Origin of the sequence: Mesorhizobium sp. M7A.F.Ca.US.002.01.1.1 (assembly GCF_004022955.1) — a bacterium.
In the GTDB taxonomy this organism is placed as follows: domain Bacteria; phylum Pseudomonadota; class Alphaproteobacteria; order Rhizobiales; family Rhizobiaceae; genus Mesorhizobium; species Mesorhizobium ciceri.
This window is the reverse complement of record NZ_RZQE01000088.1, coordinates 1-16,807: the sequence shown is the minus strand read 5'-3', so window position 1 is coordinate 16,807 and position 16,807 is coordinate 1. Positions and strand designations below refer to the sequence as shown.

Genomic DNA, 16,807 nt, shown 5'->3' with positions numbered 1-16,807 from the left:
ATTTCTACTTCGACCTCGGCTTCACCATGCTTGCCATGCTGATCGTCGGCGGCATGAGCTCTTCGCTCGGCGCCTTCGCCGGCGTCATCGTCACCATCGTCTTGATCGAGGTGGTGCGCCGCTTCGAAGGCGGCGGCGAGGTGCTCGGCCTGCATCTGCCCGTCCTGTTCGGCCTGACCCAGGGCGTGCTCGCCATCGCCATGATCCTGGTCATCTGGCGGCGCCCAACCGGTCTGTTCGGCGAGCGTGAATTGAACCTGCTGCGCCGGCCCGGACGTCAGGCGGTAACGGCTTCGGCCGCGCCGCCTCGGCATGTCGAAAGCGATCGGCTCAGCGCCGATCATCTGTCGCGTCGCTATGCCGGTGTCGTCGCCGTCGATGACGTCAGCCTGAATTTCCAAACCGACAGCATCACCGGCATCATCGGCCCCAATGGCGCTGGCAAGACGACGCTGCTCAACATGCTGGCCGGTGATGTCAAGCCAAGTGCCGGTACCGTGTCGGTGGGTGGCGCGGTGCGGCAGGCTTCTGCCTTCCGCTTCGCGCGCTCCGGCGTTGCCCGCACCTTCCAGAACATCCGCGTCTTCCCGCACATGACGGTGCTGGAAAACGTCGTCGTCGCCGCACGCCAGGTAGAGCCTGATCTCGTCCATGCCGAGGCGGCGGCAATGGGTGAACTTGCGCGCATGGGGCTGGAGAGATTTGCCGATCAGCCGGCCGCCAGGCTTGCCTATGGCCAGCGACGCCGGTTGGAAGTGGCACGTGCGCTGGCGTTGAAGCCGCGCTTCCTGCTGCTGGACGAGCCGGCCGCCGGCATGAACGCCGTCGAGACCGCCGAACTGGTTTCCATCCTCTCGACAGTCCGCACCGAGCGCCGCATCGGCGTCGTCCTGATCGAGCACGACATGAGGCTGGTGATGAACCTGTGCGAACGCATTGTCGTCATCGATCATGGCCGCGTCATCGCCGACGGTACGCCGGGCGACGTTCAGAAGAACCCCGCCGTGATCGCCGCCTATCTCGGCAGCCGCACGGCGCTCGCCAAGACCGCAACGCCTGAAAACCAGACCGCATAGACCGCAACGACCAACGACAAAAATCCAGAAGGAGAACCGACATGCCAAGCCTCTATCGCCTCCATCGCGCCGCCTTCTGCGCTGCCGTGTTCGGCATCGCCACCATTTCGACGGCCAGCGCCGAGGAGATCATCATCGGTGCCGCGACCGCGCAGACAGGCGGTCTTGCCCCTTACGACCAGCCGGCACTTGCCGGCCTGCGCATGTCGCTCGACGAACTCGACGCCAAGGGCGGGTTCGGCGGCAAATACACCGTCAAGCTGCTGATCAAGGACACCCGCTCCGACACCGCGCAGACCGCCACGGTCGCGCAGGAGCTGATCGATGCCGGCGCCAAGATCATGATCACGCCGTGCGATGCCGATCCCTCGATTTCCGCCGGCCAGCTGACCCAGCCTCTCGGCATTCCGACCCTGACGCTGTGCGGCTCCGCCCCGGTGCTCACCGGCGCGGTCGGCGATGTCATGTTCGGCACCTATCCCGCCGACAATGTACAGGCGACGGCGGTTGCCGACTTCGCCGTCTCCGAAGGCAAGAAGAAGGTGTTCCTGCTGACCTCGCCGGACTCCACCTACACCGCCAATCTGCCGGAATATTTCGGCAAGGTGTTCGAGAAGAAGGGCGGCACCATTGTCGGCCGCGGCACTTTCAGCATGGGCCAGCCCGACTTTTCCGCCGAGATCACCAACATCAAGGGCTTGGCCGATAAGCCCGACCTGATCATGACGGCGGCCTATGAGCCCGATTTCCCAGCCTTCATCCAGCAATTGCGCGGCGCCGGCGTCACCATCCCGGTCTATGGAGCCGATGCCATCGGTACGCCGACCATCAAGGCGCTCGGCAAATTGGTCGACGGCATCGTCTACACCGCGGCCGGCTATGCCGAGCCGGGCAGCAAGCTCGAAGCCTTCAACGCCGCCTTCACCAAATATGCCGGCCATGCGCCGGAATCGACCTATGAGGTCAATGGCTACGAGATCGGCCTGATCCTCGACCAGGCGGTCAAGACGGCCGGCTCCGACGACCCGAAGGCGATCCGCGACGCCATCGCCGGCCTCAAGGATTTCGAGGGCATCACCGGCAAGATCACCTATGCCGGCACCGACCGCATGCCGCTGCGGCCAGTGGCGCTGATGCGCTACGAGGGCGGCGAAGGCAAGCATGTCGAGACCCTGATCCCCGAAGCCGCCGACGTTCCGGCGCCGTGATGTCATGCTGAGCGTCGAAGCCCTGAAAATCCGGTACGGCGAGGTCGAGGCGGTGCGCCGCGTCGACCTCGCCGTCGACAGCGGCGAGATCATCGCCCTGGTCGGCGCCAACGGTGCCGGCAAGAGCTCGACGCTCGGCGCCGTCGCCGGGCTGGTGCCGGCGGCGTCCGGCAAGGTGGTCTTCGACGGTGTCGACATCACCGGCCTGGCGCCGGAGGCGATCGCCCGCAAGGGCGTCGCGCTGGTTCCGGAAGGCCGCCGCATCTTCGCCAGCCTGACGGTGGCCGACAATCTGCGTCTCGGCGGCGCGGTGCATCAGCCGGCGGCCGAGGCACGGCTGCGCGAAGAGGAGATGCTGGAGCTGTTCCCGATCCTGCGCCGCTACCACCGCGTCAAGGGCGGCAATCTGTCGGGCGGCGAACAGCAGATGCTGGCCATCGCCCGCGCGCTGATGGGCAAGCCGCGCATGATCCTCCTCGACGAGCCCTCGCTCGGCCTTGCCCCGCAACTGATCGACACCGTCTTCGACCTGATCGCCGAACTGCGCCGCAAGGGCCTGACCATCCTTCTGGTCGAACAGAATGTGGCGCTGGCGCTCGAAATCGCCGACCGCGCCGTCGTGCTCGCCAATGGCGAAGTGGTGCTGTCGGGCACGGCAAAAGAACTCGCCTCTTCGGACCTCGTCCGCCAGGCCTATCTGGGAGCTTAGAAGCATGATCGCGCAGCAGATCATCAATGCGGTGAGCCTCGGCGGCGTCTATGCGCTGCTGGCGCTCGGGCTGGCGATCGTCTTTTCCATCGTCGGCTTGATCAACTTCGCCCATGGCGAGCTGATGACGCTGTCGGGCTATGCGCTGCTCGCCTCGCTGGTGCTTGGCTTTCCGTTCCCCGTAGCCGTGCTTGTCGCCGTGTCCTGCGGCGCGCTCGCCGCTGTCGCCATGGAGCGCATCGCGTTCAGGCCGATGCGCGGCGCCAGCGTCACCAGTCTGTTGCTGACCAGCTTCGCTGTCTCCAGCCTGCTGAAGGTCGTCTTCCAGAACGGCATCTCGGCGCGGCCGCAGGCTGTCGCCATGCCTGGCTGGATGACCGGCGCTTTCTCCTTCGGCGATTTCACCATCGGCGTCGGTCCCAGCATCTCCATCGTCGTCTCCGCACTGGCGCTGATTGCGCTGGAAGTCTTCCTGCGCCGCTCGGTGACCGGGACGGCGATGCGTGCCGCAGCGGAGGATTTCGACGTCGTGCGCCTGATGGGCATTCCGGCCAGCCGCATCATCGCCACCGCCTTCCTGCTCTCCGGCCTGCTCGCCGGGCTGGCGGCCATGCTGTGGGTGGCGCAGCGTGCCTCGGTCGACCCGCTGATGGGTTTCACGCCGGTGCTGAAGGCGTTTATCGCCGCCGTCGTCGGCGGGCTCGGCAGCTTGCCCGGTGCTGTCGCCGGCGGCTTCCTGCTCGGCATCATCGAGGTGCTGCTGCAAGCGACATTGCCGGGAGCGATCGCGCCCTATCGCGACGCCATCGTGCTGTCGGGCGTCATCGCCGTGCTGCTGGTTCGTCCGCAAGGCCTGATCCCGGCAGTTCGCGCCCAGCGAAGCTGACCTGATGTATACCAAGCCCGAGTTCGTGCCACTGTCGCGCGACGAGGTGTTCGGCCTGATCGAGGCCGCGGCCTTTGCCACGGTGGTGACAGCGGGACCGCAGGGCCTTGTCGTCTCTCATCTTCCCTTCGTGCTCGATCGCGCGCGGGGTGAAAATGGAACGCTGATCTCGCATCTCGCCCGGGCCAATCCGCACAGCACCTTGATCAGCGAAGGCAGGGAGACGATCACTGTCTTCCACAGCCCGCATGGCTACATCTCGCCGTCCTGGTATCCGCGCAATCCGGTGCGCGACAGCGCGCCGACCTGGAACTTTGCCGTCGTGCATTGTCATGGGCATCCGGTGCCGCTCGACGATCACGGCACCGCCCGGCATCTCCTGCAGCTTGTCGATGTGCTGGAGAAGGATCGCGACGATCGCTGGCGCATGCGTGAGCTCGGACCAGGCGGCATGGAGCGGCGCATACCTGGTATCATAGGGTTTGACCTGCCGATCGGGCGGCTCGAAGCCAAGTTCAAGATGGGCCAGGATGAGCGCCTCTACGACACAGGCGGAGCCATCAGGGTGCTGGAGCAAAACGATCCGGCGCTGGCAACGATGATGAAGGCGCACAACGCGCATCGCCAGGACTGACCGCCTGCATGCGGCAAGGAAAAGAAAAATGATCCCCAATCTCAACATCGTGCCCTTCGTCAGCGTCGATCATATGATGAAGCTGGTGCTGAAGATCGGCGTCGAACGCTTCCTCGTCGAACTCGCCGGCTACATCGAGAATGATTTCCGCCGCTGGGAGCTGTTCGACAAGACGCCGCGCGTCGCCTCGCACAGCGCCGAGGGTGTCATCGAACTGATGCCGACCAGCGACGGCGAGGTCTACGGCTTCAAATATGTCAACGGCCATCCCAAGAACATGCGCGAGGGACGCCAGACCGTGACCGCCTTCGGCATGCTCGCCGACGTCCACAATGGCTACCCGGTATTGCTGTCCGAAATGACCATCCTGACGGCGCTGCGCACGGCGGCGATGTCGGCTCTGGCCGCGAAGTATCTGGCGCCGGCCGGCTCCAGCTGCATGGCGCTGATCGGCAACGGCGCCCAGGCCGAATTCCAGGCGGTGGCCTTCAAGGCGCTGCTCGGCGTCGACAGGCTGAGGCTTTACGATATCGACCGCACGGCCACCGAAAAATGCATCCGCAATCTCGCCGGTCTCGGCTTCGACATGGTCGCTTGCGGCACCGCGCAGGAGGCGGTCGAAGGGGCTGACATCATCACCACCGTCACCGCCGACAAGCAGTACGCCACTATCCTCACCGACAACATGGTCGGCTCCGGCGTGCACATCAACGCGGTCGGCGGCGACTGCCCCGGCAAGACCGAATTGCATCGCGATATCCTGCTGCGCTCAGACATCTTCGTCGAATACCCGCCGCAGACCCGTATCGAGGGCGAGATCCAGCAGCTTGCGCCGGATCATGAGGTGATCGAGTTGTGGCAGGTGATGTCAGGCGCCGTGCAAGGCCGGCGCGATTCCGGCCAGATCACGCTGTTCGATTCGGTCGGCTTCGCCATCGAGGATTTTTCGGCGTTGCGCTATGTCAGGGATCAACTGCGCTCGACCGGCCTCTACCAGGAACTCGACATGCTGGCCGACCCCGACGAACCGCGAGATCTGTTCGGCATGCTGTTGAGGGCGGCCCAGCAGGGTTGAGGCATAGAGTGTTCAGCCAGCCGAACCCCACATGGCATCCGGCACCACCACCAGCTTGCCGACGAAATCCTTGGCAATGAAATCCGCCTGCGCATGGTGGAAATCGGAGAGCTTGTAGACGCCACCGACCAGCGGCCGGATTTTCTTCGCCTCGATGTAACCAACGATACGACGGAAATCCGCGCGCGTGCCCTGGCTCGAACCATGCAACTGCAACTGCTTGAGATACATGGTCCTGAGATCGAGCTGCACGACCGGACCGGCAATCGCCCCGGCGGTGGTGTAGCGGCCTTCGGGCCTGAGAATACGCAAGAGATCGTTGAAGATCGCGCCGCCGACCAGGTCGGCCACCACGTCGATCGGTTGGCCGCCGGTCGCTTCAATCACGGCTTGCGGCAGGTCTGCGACGCCACGGGTGATGACCGCCTCGGCGCCGATGTCCAGCACCGCCTGTTCCTTGCCCTTGCCGACGACGGCATAGGGAATGGCGCCGCGCGCCCGTGCCAGTTGCACGATGCCGGAACCGACGCCGCCCGAGGCGCCGGTGACCAGCACGCGCTCGCCGGCCTTCAAGCCGGCGCGCTCCAGCATCTGTTCGCCGGTCAGGTAAGCGCAGCAGAAGGTGGCGAGTTCGACGTCGCTCATGTCGGTATCGACGACATGCGCATTCTCGGCCGGCACGGCCTGGTATTCGGCATAGCCGCCGTCGCGGCCGTGGCCCATATAGTCGATGTCGGCGAGCGAATCGTCGTCGCGATTGTAGATGGAGAAATCGACCATCACCCGTTCGCCGATACGCTCCGGCGACACACCTTCGCCGACGGCGGCGATGGTACCGACGGTGTCGGTGCCCTGGATGCGCGGGAAAACAAGCGTGTTGCCCTGGCGCCGCCATGTCGACACGGCAGCCGCATTCTCTTCCGTGCCATAGGCGCCCTGGCGCACCCAGACATCGGTGTTGTTCATGCCGCAAGCGCTGACCTTGACCAGCACTTCACCTGGCGCAGGCGCGGGCACTTTCACATCGCTGCGGTAGACGAGTTTTTCCGGCCCGCCGTGCCCGACAAGCAGCACGGCGGCCATGGTGGCGGGGAGGGTTCTGGTCATGGCATTCATAGTCGATCTCAGAGATTGGCAAACACGCTCTTGACCGCATCGGCGGTCTTCGACACGACGATGTCGGCTTCCTCGCGGGTCAGGCAGAGCGGCGGCGCGAAGCCAAGAATGTCGCCCTGCGGCATGGCGCGGCCGATGACGCCGCTTGCGGCAAGCGCTGTTGCCACCTGCGGTCCGATCTTCTGCGAAGCGTCGAAGAACACCCGGTCGTCCTTGTCGGCAACGAATTCCACCGCTGCCAGCATGCCGTCGCCGCGGACGTCACCGACATGCTTGTGGCCGCCGACCGCCTTGGCCAGCTCGGCGCGGAAATAGGCGCCCGTCTCCTTGGCATTTGTCACAAGATCCATCTCGTCGATCAGCTCGAGATTGGCCACACCGGCGGCAACGCAGATCGGATGTGCCGAATAGGTCCAGCCATGGCCGAGCGAACCGAGCTTGTCGGAGCCCTCAACCAGCACCTGCCACATCTTGTCGGCGACGATGACGCCCGACAGCGGCGCATAGGCCGAGGTCAGGCCCTTGGCGATGGTGATCAGGTCCGGCTTGATGCCGTAATGGTCGGAGCCGAACATGGTGCCCAGTCGGCCGAAGCCCGTCACCACTTCGTCGGCGACCAGCAGCACGTCGTACTTCTTAAGCACCGCCTGGATCTTTTCCCAATAGCCGGCCGGCGGCGGCACGATGCCGCCGGTGCCCAGGATCGGCTCGCCGATGAAGGCAGCGACGGTTTCCGGGCCCTCAGCCAGGATCATCTCCTCGAGCTTGTCGGCACAATGCTGCGAAAACTGCTCCTCGCTCATCGAGCGGTCGGCGCGGCGGAAGTAGTAGGGTGCCTCGGTGTGCAGGATCGGCGCGCGCGGCAGGTCGAAGGCGTTGTGGAACAGGTCGAGCCCGGTCAGCGATCCCGTCATCACGCCCGAGCCGTGATAGCCGCGCCAGCGCGAAATGATCTTCTTCTTCTCCGGCCGGCCGAGCACGTTGTTGTAGTACCAGATCAGCTTGATGTTGGTTTCGTTGGCATCCGAACCGGAGAGGCCGAAATAGACCCGCGACATGCCCTGCGGCGCGCGATCGATGATCATCTTGGCCAGCGTGATCGAGGCCTCGGTACCGTGGCCGACATAGGCGTGGTAATAGGCGAGGTTCTTCGCCTGGGCGGCGATGGCGTCAGCGATCTTCTGGCGGCCGTAGCCGACATTGACGCAATAGAGCCCGGCGAAGGCATCGAGGCTCTTCCTGCCATTGTTGTCCCACACGGTGACGCCTTCACCGCCGGCCATGATGCGTGTCGGGCTTTCGCCCCGCGCATGCGTGCCCATATGGGTCGAGGGATGGAAGAAGTGGTCGCGATCCCAGGCGGCGAGTTCGTTGGACTGGTCGAGCATTTTTTAACTCCTTGAGGGATGGCAGGACGAACCTAGGCGACGTCCAGACAGAGATACTTCAGATCGGTGAAGGCTTCGAGCCCGTGGCGCGAGCCTTCGCGCCCGATGCCCGATTGCTTGACGCCGCCGAACGGGATCGGCGCGCCGGTGATCTTGACGCGGTTGATGGCGACCATGCCGTAGTCGAGCGCGCGGCCCATGCGCTGCTGCCGGCCACCATTCTCGGTCACGACATAGGCGACGAGGCCATACTCGGTGGCGTTGGCGCGGGCGATCACGTCATCCTCGCTGTCGAACGGCGTCACGGCGGCAACCGGGCCAAACGTCTCCTCGCGCATGATCAGCGCTTCGTCACTGACATCGGCCAGCAGCGTCGGCTGGTAGAACAGCGGGCCGGCCTGGTGCCGCTTGCCGCCGGTGAGGCAGCGCGCGCCGTGAGCGATGGCATCGGCGACCTGTTCCTCCACCTTCTTGATGGCGCGCTCATGCATCAGCGGCCCGATGTTAATCTTCTCGGCTAGGCCATTGCCGGTCCGCAGCGTCTCGATGCGCTTGGCGAAGGCGGCGCAGAACCGATCGTAGATCGGACGCTGGACGTAGATGCGGTTGGCGGCGAGGCAGTCCTGGCCCGACGTGGCGAATTTAGCGTCGATGGCGATATCAACCGCTTTGTCCAGATCTGCATCGGCAAAGACGATCAGCGGGGCATGACCGCCAAGCTCCATCACCAGCCGCTTCATGGTCGGCGCGCTCTGGGCGGCGATCAGCCGGCCGATCTCGGTCGAGCCGGTGAAGCTCATGGCACGCACGCGCGGATCTTCGCACATCCGGCCGACGATCGCCGAAGCCTTGCCGGTGACGATGTTGAAGACGCCCACGGGCAGGCCGGCGCGTTCGCCGAGTTCGGCCAGCGCCAGCGCCGACAGCGGCGTTTCCGAGGACGGATGCGCGACGATGGTGCAGCCGGCGGCAAGGGCGGCGGCCGCCTTACGGGTCAGCATGGCCGACGGAAAATTCCACGGCGTGACGACGCCGACGACGCCGAGCGGCTCGCGCCGCACCATCATCTCGGCGTTCGGCAGATGGCTGGTGACGCTCTCGGCGTTCACGCGTTTTGCTTCCTCGGCATACCATTCGACGAAGGAGGCGGCGTAGTCGATCTCGCCCAGCGATTCCTGCAGAGGCTTGCCCTGTTCAAGCGTCATCAGCAGAGCCAGATCATCCTTGGCGCCGACGATCAGCTCGAACCATTTTCGTAAAATTTTCGAGCGCTCCTGCGGCAACAGCGCCCGCCAGGCCGGGAAGGCACGCGCCGCGGCATCGATCGCCTTTGTCGTCTGCCGGCCATCGAGCGCGGCGACGAAAGCGACGGTCGTGCCGGTGGCCGGATCGGTGACCTCGAAGCTTTCGGCAGCCTCGCTTGCGGTCCAGTGGCCATCGACATAGGCCAGTTCGCGCAGCAGCCGGCGGTCGGCGAGGCCGTCGAGCGCTTCATGGCGATGCGAGCGGGCGAAATGCGCGGACATGGTCAAAGCCTCCCGGTTCGGACTGATGCGGGAAGACTATCCGCCCGATGCAGATAGAGAGGCTGTTTGGAAGTCCTGGCGTAGAGAGACTCTCTCTATCGGGTTGCCCGGCGAGAGAATCTCTCCGCTCCTATGACGACGCCGGCAAAAGCTCTGCGAGGGGCAGCGCCACCTCGTCCTTCACGGTCTTGATGACGATGTAGGTGAAGTAACGATCGATGCCGATCTCGCGGTCCAGCAAGCCATCGACCAGCCGCTGATAGGCGTCGATGTCGCGCGCCATTACCTTCAACAGATAGTCGACGCCGCCGCCGACAGACCAGCAGGCGACGATCTCGGGAACATCGCGTATAACGCGCTCGAAGCGGTCGAAATCGGCCTGGCGGTGGTTTGCCAGCGTCACCTCCATCAGCACGGTGGCAACGGGTGCCACGACGCGCATGGCGATCCTGGCGTGATAGCCCGAGACGATGCCGGCCTTTTCCAGCTTGCGCAACCGCATCCAGCACGGCGTCGGAGACAGGCCGACCTGCTCGGCCAGCGCCAGCTTGGTGATGCGTCCGTCGCGCTGGATGGCGTCGAGGATTTTCAGGTCGATCGGGTCGAGTTTTGCTGATGTCATCAGGGCTCACTTTTTCGTCCGAGTACCATGACGGCGCATTATTTCGATTGTCAATTGCACTGATTTCGATCTCTAATAAGTCATGACATTGTGGCAACCCGATCCCGCGCTTATCCGGCGGCCGGCCTATCAGTCGCTGGCCGACCAGTTCGCGCGCGCCATCCATGACGGACGCCTTGCCAATGGCGCGCGGTTGCCGACCCATCGCAGGCTGGCCGACGACCTCAAGCTTGCGGTGCAGACGGTTAGCCGCGCCTATGAGGAACTGATCCGCCGCGGCCTGATTTCGGGCGAGATCGGCCGCGGCAGCTTCGTCCAGACGCAGCGCCGCGAGCCCGAGCCGCCCTATCTGCCGGAGCGGCTCGGTGAAGTCATCGACCTTTCGATCCTGAAACCGGTCTGCGAGCCGATGCATCTTGAGCGGCTGAAGCAGGCACTGGGATGGCTGGCTGAGAACCTGCCGTCGAGTTCAGCACTTTCGTTCCGGCCCAACATGGTGTTTCCCCGCCACCGCGCGGTGGCGGTCGAATGGTTGAGACTGTGCGGCCTCGATGCATCGCCGCAGAACGTCAGCCTGACCAACGGCGCCACCGCCGGCATGACAGTGGCGCTGATGAGCGTCGCGCCGCCGGGCTCTACGGTCGCCACGGAGGCGATCGGCCACCATACGCTGGTGCCGTTGGCACGCTATCTCGGCTTCAACCTGGAAGGCCTGCCGATCGACGACAACGGCCTGATTCCGGAAGCGCTGGACGAGGCCTGCCGGCTTTCCGACATCCGCGCGGTCTTCGTGCAGCCCTCGGTCATCAATCCGACGGCGACGCTGATGGATGCGCGGCGGCGAGAAGAGATCGCGGCGGTCGCGCGCAAGCACGATATCGCCATCATCGAGAACGATGTGCTGGGTCCGCTGGTCGAAGACCGGCCGCCGCCGGTTGCCGCGTTCGCGCCGGAGCGTACGCTCTACGTCACCTCCTTCACCAAGATCACCGTGCCCGGCCTGCGCATCGGCTATCTGGCCGCACCCGACCGCTACGTCGCCGCCGTCGCCAACCGGCATCTGGTTTCGAACTGGATGGCGACGCCGCTGGTGGCCGAGATCGCCACCAAATGGGTGACCGACGGCACGGCGATGGAGCTTGTCCACTGGCAGCGCGCGGCTTTGCGGCGCCGGCAGGATATTGCAGCGCAGGTGCTGGCGGGGGTCGACTATCGCGCCCGGCGAGACGGGCTGCATGTCTGGCTTCAACTGCCCGCGGACCGTGCCGAGGAAAGCTTTGTCGCCCAGGCCCGCCTGCAAGGCGTGGCTATCGCGCCCGGAACATCCTTCCGTATTTCGGGTGCGCCCTGGCATCCGGCGGTGCGTATCTCGCTGGGTTCGACCACCGAGGGGGAACTGCGCGCCGGCCTCGGCGTTGTCACCAAGCTGCTGCTTGGCGATCCGGAGCATCTGCTGCTCGCAATCTAGGTCCGGTTTGCCCGGAAATTGTGCGGAATCAGAATAATTGTCATGATATTATTTTCCCAATTGACATGATTTGGCGCGTTCCGCATCGTTAAGGGGCATAAGCTTCTCCAGCACGGGGAAATAGATTTGTCCGCACCAGCGCCCATCATCAAGATCGACAGCATCTCGAAAAGCTTCGGCAGCTTCAAGGTGCTGGACGGCCTGTCGATGCAAGTCATGCCCGGCGAGAAGCTGGCACTGATCGGCCCATCGGGTTCGGGCAAGACGACGATCCTGCGCATCCTGATGACGCTGGAGCGCATCGATGGCGGTCATATCCAGATCGACGGCGAGCAGCTCTATCACATGGAGCGCAATGGCCAGCTGTTGCCCGCCGATGAGCGGCATCTGACAAGGATGCGCCAGAAGATCGGCATGGTGTTCCAGCTGTTCAACCTGTTTCCGCACAAGTGCGTCATGGACAATGTCACGCTGGCGCCGATGCTGACCAAGGGCACGCCGCGTGCCGCCGCCGAAAAGCGGGCGATGGAACTGCTCGAAATGGTCGGCATGGCCGACAAGGCCAAGAACATGCCGGCGCAGCTGTCCGGTGGGCAGAAGCAACGCGTGGCGATCGCTCGGGCGCTGGCGCTGTCGCCGAAGATCATGCTGTTCGACGAGGTGACGTCGGCGCTCGATCCAGAGCTGGTCGAGGAGGTGATGAACGTCATGCGCAAGCTCGCCGCCGAGACCGACATGACCATGCTGCTGGTCACCCACGAGATGGGCTTTGCCCATGATTTCGCCGACCGGGTGCTGTTCTTCGATCGCGGCAGGATCGTCGAAGAAGGCAAACCGGACGAGATTTTCCGCAATCCCAAGCAGGAGCGCACGCAAGGTTTCCTGAAGAAGATCATCGCGGCCGGACATCGGGTCTGACCGCAATGCCCAGGGCGACGAAGTCGTCCCGAGGCGGCGAGGGCCGCCATGCAACAAAGCAAGACAAGAAACAAGGAGTTGGGAACAATGAACAAACTTGGCATTCTGGCCGGCGTTGCCGGTCTTGCACTGACGGCGGTGCTGGCCGCCTCGATCCCCGGTTCGGCCGATGACAGCAAGCTCGAGCAGCTCAAGGCGCAAGGTTTCGCCCGCCTCGCCATCGCCAACGAGCCGCCCTATACGGCGGTCGCCGCCGACGGCAAGGTTTCGGGTGCCGCGCCTGATGTGGCCCGCGAGATATTCAAGCGGCTCGGCGTCGCCGACGTTGCCGCTTCGATCTCCGAATATGGCGCCATGATCCCCGGCCTGCAGGCCGGTCGCTTCGATGTCGTCACCGCCGGCCTGTTCATGAAGCCGGAGCGCTGTGCTGCGGTCGCCTATTCGGAACCCGTGCTGTGCGACGCCGAGGCGATGCTGGTGAAGAAAGGCAATCCAAAGGGCTTCAAGAGCTATGAGGATGTCGCCAAGGATACGACTGCGACCATCGGCGCGCCGGGCGGCGGCACCGAGGAGAAGCTCGCGCTCAATGCCGGCGTGCCACGCGATCGCGTCATCGTCGTGCCGGATGGCCAGAGCGGCGTGAAGATGCTCCAGGATGGCCGCATCGACGCTTATTCGCTGCCCGTCCTGTCGATCAATGATCTGGTCAAGAAGGCCAACGATCCGAACCTCGAAGTCATCGCTCCGGTGCAGGGCGCACCGGTCTATTGCGACGGCGCCGCTTTCAAGAAGGGCGACGAGGCACTGCGCGACGCCTTCGATGTGGAACTGGCCAAGATGAAGAAATCAGGCGAGTTCGCCAAGATCATCGAGCCCTACGGCTTCTCGGCGGCAGCCGCGATGTCGACCAGCCGCGACAAGCTCTGCGCGGCGAAGTGATTCTTCCTTCTCCCCGTTCAACGCGGAGAAGGTGTCACGAAGTGACGGATGAGGGGCGGCGCCAAACCTTCGCAAGTTCGCGCCGCCCCTCATCTGCCTGCCGGCATCTTCTCCCCGTAAACGGGGAGAAGATGCTAAACCCAACGTTGGAAACCGAATGACCCAGTGGTCCGGCTATTTCGGCCTGATATTGCAGGGAGCGCTTGTCACCATCGAGCTGACGCTGATGGGGTCGGTGCTGGCGCTGATCATGGCCTTCCTCGCCGGCATGGGGCGCGTGTCGCGCTTCTTTGCGCTGCGTTGGTTGGCCACCGCCTACATCGAGTTCTTCCGCGGCACCTCGATCTTCGTGCAGTTGTTCTGGGCCTATTTCGTGCTGCCCTTCATCGGCATTTCGCTGACCCCGTTGCAGGCCGGCGTGCTGGCGCTCGGCCTCAATGTCGGCGCCTACGCCGCCGAAGTGGTGCGCGGTGCCATCCAGTCGATCGGCCGCGAACAGTATGAGGCCTGCACAGCGCTCAATCTCGGCCGCTGGCAAGGCATGCGCCACATCATCCTGCCACAGGCGCTGCTGGTGATGCTGCCGACCTTTGGCAACAATGCCATCGAATTGCTCAAGGCGACCGCCGTGGTGTCGCTGATCTCGCTCACCGACCTGACCTTCCAGGCGCAGGTGGTGCGCGCCCAGACCGGCAACACCCTGGTGCCGTTCACCACCATCCTGATCATCTATTTCATCCTCGCCCTGCTCATCTCGTGGGGCGTGCGCTCGCTGGAACGACGCATGGCGCGCGGCCTCGACGGGGTGCGTGCCTGATGGCCAACTCCCTTCTGATAAATTGGGCCTACTGATGGAATGGGATTGGAATTTCGTCTGGGAAATCATGCCAACGCTGATCCAGGGCGTGAAGATCACCATCCTGGCGACGCTGCTCGGCTCGGTGCTGGCGGCGATCGTCGGGCTTGGCATTGCGCTGGCGCGCCGCTCGCCCAACAAGGCGTTGTCGCGCACGGTCGGCTGGGCGGCTGAATTCATCCGCGGCACGCCGCTGCTGGTGCAGCTCTATTTCATCTTCTACGTGCTGCCCGACATCGGCATCCTGCTGCCGCCGCTGGTCGCCGGTGTCATCGGGCTCGGGCTGCATTACGGCACCTATACGGCCGAGGTGTATCGTGCCGGCATCGACAATGTGCCGCGCGGCCAATGGGAGGCCGCCAAGGCGTGCAATTTGAGCGCCAGTCAGACCTGGACCCACATCATCGTTCCGCAGGCTATCCCACCGATGATTCCGGCGCTCGCCAATTACTTTATCGCCATGTTCAAGGAAACGCCGCTGCTGTCGGCGATCACCGTGCTGGAACTGATGAACCAGGCCAAAAGCGTCGCCAACACCTACTATCGCTATATCGAGCCGATCACCCTGGTCGGTGCTTTCTTCCTGGTCATCAGTCTGTTTTCGGTCGTGTTGCTGCGCTGGCTGGAACGCCGCTACGGCAAGATCGAGAGGTAACCGATGAAACCCTTGCCCGAGATCAAGGTATATCCAAAACGGCCGGCACTGGATGCGCGTCCGCTGGAGCGGCGCATCGGCCTGATCATCCTGGCCACCGACCACACCAGCGAACCGGATTTCCGCCGCATGGTGGCGAGCGAACGCGTCGGCGTCTATGTCGCGCGCATTCCCTATGCCAACCCGACGACGCCCGAAAACCTGCGCAAGATGCAGCCGGCGCTGACGGCGGGCGCGGCCCTGATCCTGCCGGATGAGCCACTCGATGCCGTCTGCTATTCCTGCACTTCGGCCTCGGTGGTGATCGGCGATGCCGAGATCGAGGCGGCGATCCAGGTCGCAAAGCCCGCCGTGCCGGTAATCACCCCGCCGATGGCGGGCGTGCGCGGGCTGCGTGCGCTGGGCGCAAGCAAGATCAGCATCCTCACTCCCTACACGGTCGAGACATCCAGGCCGATGGCCGCCTATTTCGCGGCGCACGGCTTCGAGATCGCCAGCTTCACCTGCCTCGGTTTCGAGGACGACCGCGAGATGGCGCGCATCGCACCGGCGGCCCTCGTCGAACTGGCGCGTGAGGCGATCGACGCCAGCGCCGATGCGCTGTTCGTCTCCTGCACGGCGCTGCGTAGCGCCCTCGCGGTCACCGGAATGGAAAAAACTATTGGACGTCCCGTGGTGACCAGCAACCAGGCGACCGCCTGGAATTGTCTGCGGCTGTGCGGAGATGACACGCCGCGTCCCGAATTCGGCCGTCTGATGACGCAGCCATTTGCCGCCTGATTGATGATCATGACACAGGTCACTCTTGAGCACATTCGCGCCGCGCGTGAGCGCATTGCCGGCAAGGTCGAGCGCACGCCGACAGTGCTGTCCCAAAGTCTTTCCGAAGGGCTGGGCGTCCCCGTCCACCTCAAGCTCGAACACCGGCAGACCACCGGCAGCTTCAAGCTGCGCGGCGCCTCGAATGCCGTCGCTTCGCTCAGCACCGCGGAGAAGACGCGTGGCGTGGTCGCGGCCTCGACCGGCAACCACGGCCGCGCGCTGGCGCATGCGGCGAAGCTTGAGGGCATGCGCGCGGTGATCTGCATGTCGCGGCTGGTGCCTGAAAACAAGCTCGACGAGATCCGCCGGCTGGGCGCGGAGGTTCGCATTATCGGCAACAGTCAGGACGATGCCCAGCAGGAGGTCGATCGGCTGGTGGCGCAAGAGGGGCTGGTTATGCTGCCGCCCTTCGACCATCCCGACATTGTCGCCGGGCAAGGCACGCTCGGGCTTGAGATGATCGAACAGGTCCCGGATGCTGCCCTCGTCCTGGTGCAGTTGTCGGGTGGCGGGCTCGCCTCAGGCGTTGCCGCGGCCATCAAAGGCGTCAGCCCCGGCACAAAGATCATCGGTGTCTCGATGGCTCGTGGCGCGGCGATGAAGGCCAGCCTCGATGCCGGCCGCCCGGTGCTGGTGGAAGAATTGCCGACGCTGGCGGATTCGCTCGGCGGCGGCATCGGCCTCGACAACCGGCTGACCTTCGCCATGTGCCGCGACCTGCTCGATGGTATCATCCTGCTTAGCGAGGACGAGATCGCCGCCGGCATCCGTCACGCCTATGCGCGCGAACGCGAAATCGTCGAGGGCGCCGGCGCGGTCGGCATCGCCGCGCTACTCGCCGGCAAGGTCAGGTCGGACGGGCCGGTGGTCGTGCTTCTCTCCGGCCGCAACATCGATATGGACGCGCAC

17 protein-coding genes are annotated in these 16,807 nt (G+C 64.4%); 13 read left to right on the top strand and 4 right to left on the bottom strand.

Translation table 11 applies throughout. The features are described from left to right. The 6 genes from EN932_RS11860 to EN932_RS11835 all read left to right on the top strand — a co-directional run. Window positions 1–1,076, top strand: a 1,076-nt coding sequence (locus EN932_RS11860; RefSeq protein ID WP_128368852.1) for an ABC transporter ATP-binding protein, incomplete at its 5' end; no start/stop codon positions are given. Between the two features lie 41 nt (window positions 1,077–1,117). Then, a complete protein-coding gene (locus tag EN932_RS11855; RefSeq protein WP_127369931.1) occupies window positions 1,118–2,284 on the top strand; it encodes an ABC transporter substrate-binding protein in 1,167 nt (388 codons plus the stop codon). Between the two features lie 4 nt (window positions 2,285–2,288). Beyond that, window positions 2,289–2,993, top strand: coding sequence for an ABC transporter ATP-binding protein (locus tag EN932_RS11850; protein WP_127388222.1), 705 nt, complete (start codon window positions 2,289–2,291; stop codon window positions 2,991–2,993). A gap of 4 nt (window positions 2,994–2,997) precedes the next feature. Continuing rightward, window positions 2,998–3,879 carry a branched-chain amino acid ABC transporter permease gene (locus EN932_RS11845; protein WP_027035600.1) on the top strand — a complete coding sequence of 294 codons (882 nt, stop codon included), beginning with the start codon at window positions 2,998–3,000 and terminating at the stop codon, window positions 3,877–3,879. A gap of 4 nt (window positions 3,880–3,883) precedes the next feature. Beyond that, window positions 3,884–4,513 carry an FMN-binding negative transcriptional regulator gene (locus EN932_RS11840; RefSeq protein ID WP_127369880.1) on the top strand — a complete coding sequence of 210 codons (630 nt, stop codon included), beginning with the start codon at window positions 3,884–3,886 and terminating at the stop codon, window positions 4,511–4,513. Window positions 4,514–4,541: 28 nt separating this feature from the next. Then, on the top strand, window positions 4,542–5,588 hold the full coding sequence (locus tag EN932_RS11835; RefSeq protein ID WP_127369881.1) for an ornithine cyclodeaminase: 1,047 nt from the start codon (window positions 4,542–4,544) through the stop codon (window positions 5,586–5,588). Between the two features lie 12 nt (window positions 5,589–5,600). On the opposite strand, the gene EN932_RS11830 is transcribed toward EN932_RS11835, so the two are convergent. From EN932_RS11830 to EN932_RS11815, 4 genes are all read right to left on the bottom strand, one after another. Continuing rightward, window positions 5,601–6,704: an alcohol dehydrogenase family protein gene (locus EN932_RS11830; RefSeq protein ID WP_127388223.1), complete on the bottom strand. Its 1,104-nt coding sequence runs from the start codon at window positions 6,702–6,704 to the stop codon at window positions 5,601–5,603. Between the two features lie 8 nt (window positions 6,705–6,712). Then, the gene (locus EN932_RS11825; protein ID WP_127370294.1) at window positions 6,713–8,092 is read right to left on the bottom strand and encodes an aspartate aminotransferase family protein; all 1,380 of its coding nucleotides are present in this window, start codon (window positions 8,090–8,092) and stop codon (window positions 6,713–6,715) included. A gap of 32 nt (window positions 8,093–8,124) precedes the next feature. Further along, entirely contained in the window at window positions 8,125–9,618 is a 1,494-nt protein-coding gene (locus EN932_RS11820) for an NAD-dependent succinate-semialdehyde dehydrogenase (RefSeq protein WP_127385001.1), read from the bottom strand. Between the two features lie 130 nt (window positions 9,619–9,748). Continuing rightward, window positions 9,749–10,240, bottom strand: a complete 492-nt coding sequence (locus EN932_RS11815) for an Lrp/AsnC family transcriptional regulator (protein ID WP_127367341.1) — start codon at window positions 10,238–10,240, stop codon at window positions 9,749–9,751. Between the two features lie 82 nt (window positions 10,241–10,322). Between EN932_RS11815 and EN932_RS11810 the strand changes: the two genes are divergently transcribed. The 7 genes from EN932_RS11810 to eutB form a co-directional block, all read left to right on the top strand. After that, a complete protein-coding gene (locus tag EN932_RS11810; RefSeq protein ID WP_128368851.1) occupies window positions 10,323–11,708 on the top strand; it encodes a PLP-dependent aminotransferase family protein in 1,386 nt (461 codons plus the stop codon). Between the two features lie 126 nt (window positions 11,709–11,834). After that, window positions 11,835–12,626 carry an ectoine/hydroxyectoine ABC transporter ATP-binding protein EhuA gene (gene ehuA, locus EN932_RS11805; RefSeq protein WP_027162225.1) on the top strand — a complete coding sequence of 264 codons (792 nt, stop codon included), beginning with the start codon at window positions 11,835–11,837 and terminating at the stop codon, window positions 12,624–12,626. An 87-nt stretch (window positions 12,627–12,713) separates the two neighbouring features. Further along, entirely contained in the window at window positions 12,714–13,565 is an 852-nt protein-coding gene (gene ehuB / locus EN932_RS11800) for an ectoine/hydroxyectoine ABC transporter substrate-binding protein EhuB (protein WP_013530327.1), read from the top strand. A gap of 157 nt (window positions 13,566–13,722) precedes the next feature. Next, a complete protein-coding gene (gene ehuC, locus EN932_RS11795; RefSeq protein WP_013530328.1) occupies window positions 13,723–14,382 on the top strand; it encodes an ectoine/hydroxyectoine ABC transporter permease subunit EhuC in 660 nt (219 codons plus the stop codon). 34 nt (window positions 14,383–14,416) lie between these two features. Beyond that, on the top strand, window positions 14,417–15,076 hold the full coding sequence (gene ehuD, locus EN932_RS11790; RefSeq protein ID WP_024502312.1) for an ectoine/hydroxyectoine ABC transporter permease subunit EhuD: 660 nt from the start codon (window positions 14,417–14,419) through the stop codon (window positions 15,074–15,076). 3 nt (window positions 15,077–15,079) lie between these two features. After that, the gene (gene eutA, locus EN932_RS11785) at window positions 15,080–15,856 is read left to right on the top strand and encodes an ectoine utilization protein EutA (RefSeq protein WP_127367172.1); all 777 of its coding nucleotides are present in this window, start codon (window positions 15,080–15,082) and stop codon (window positions 15,854–15,856) included. A 9-nt stretch (window positions 15,857–15,865) separates the two neighbouring features. Then, window positions 15,866–16,807, top strand: a 942-nt coding sequence (eutB, locus tag EN932_RS11780; protein WP_164890469.1) for a hydroxyectoine utilization dehydratase EutB, incomplete at its 3' end; no start/stop codon positions are given.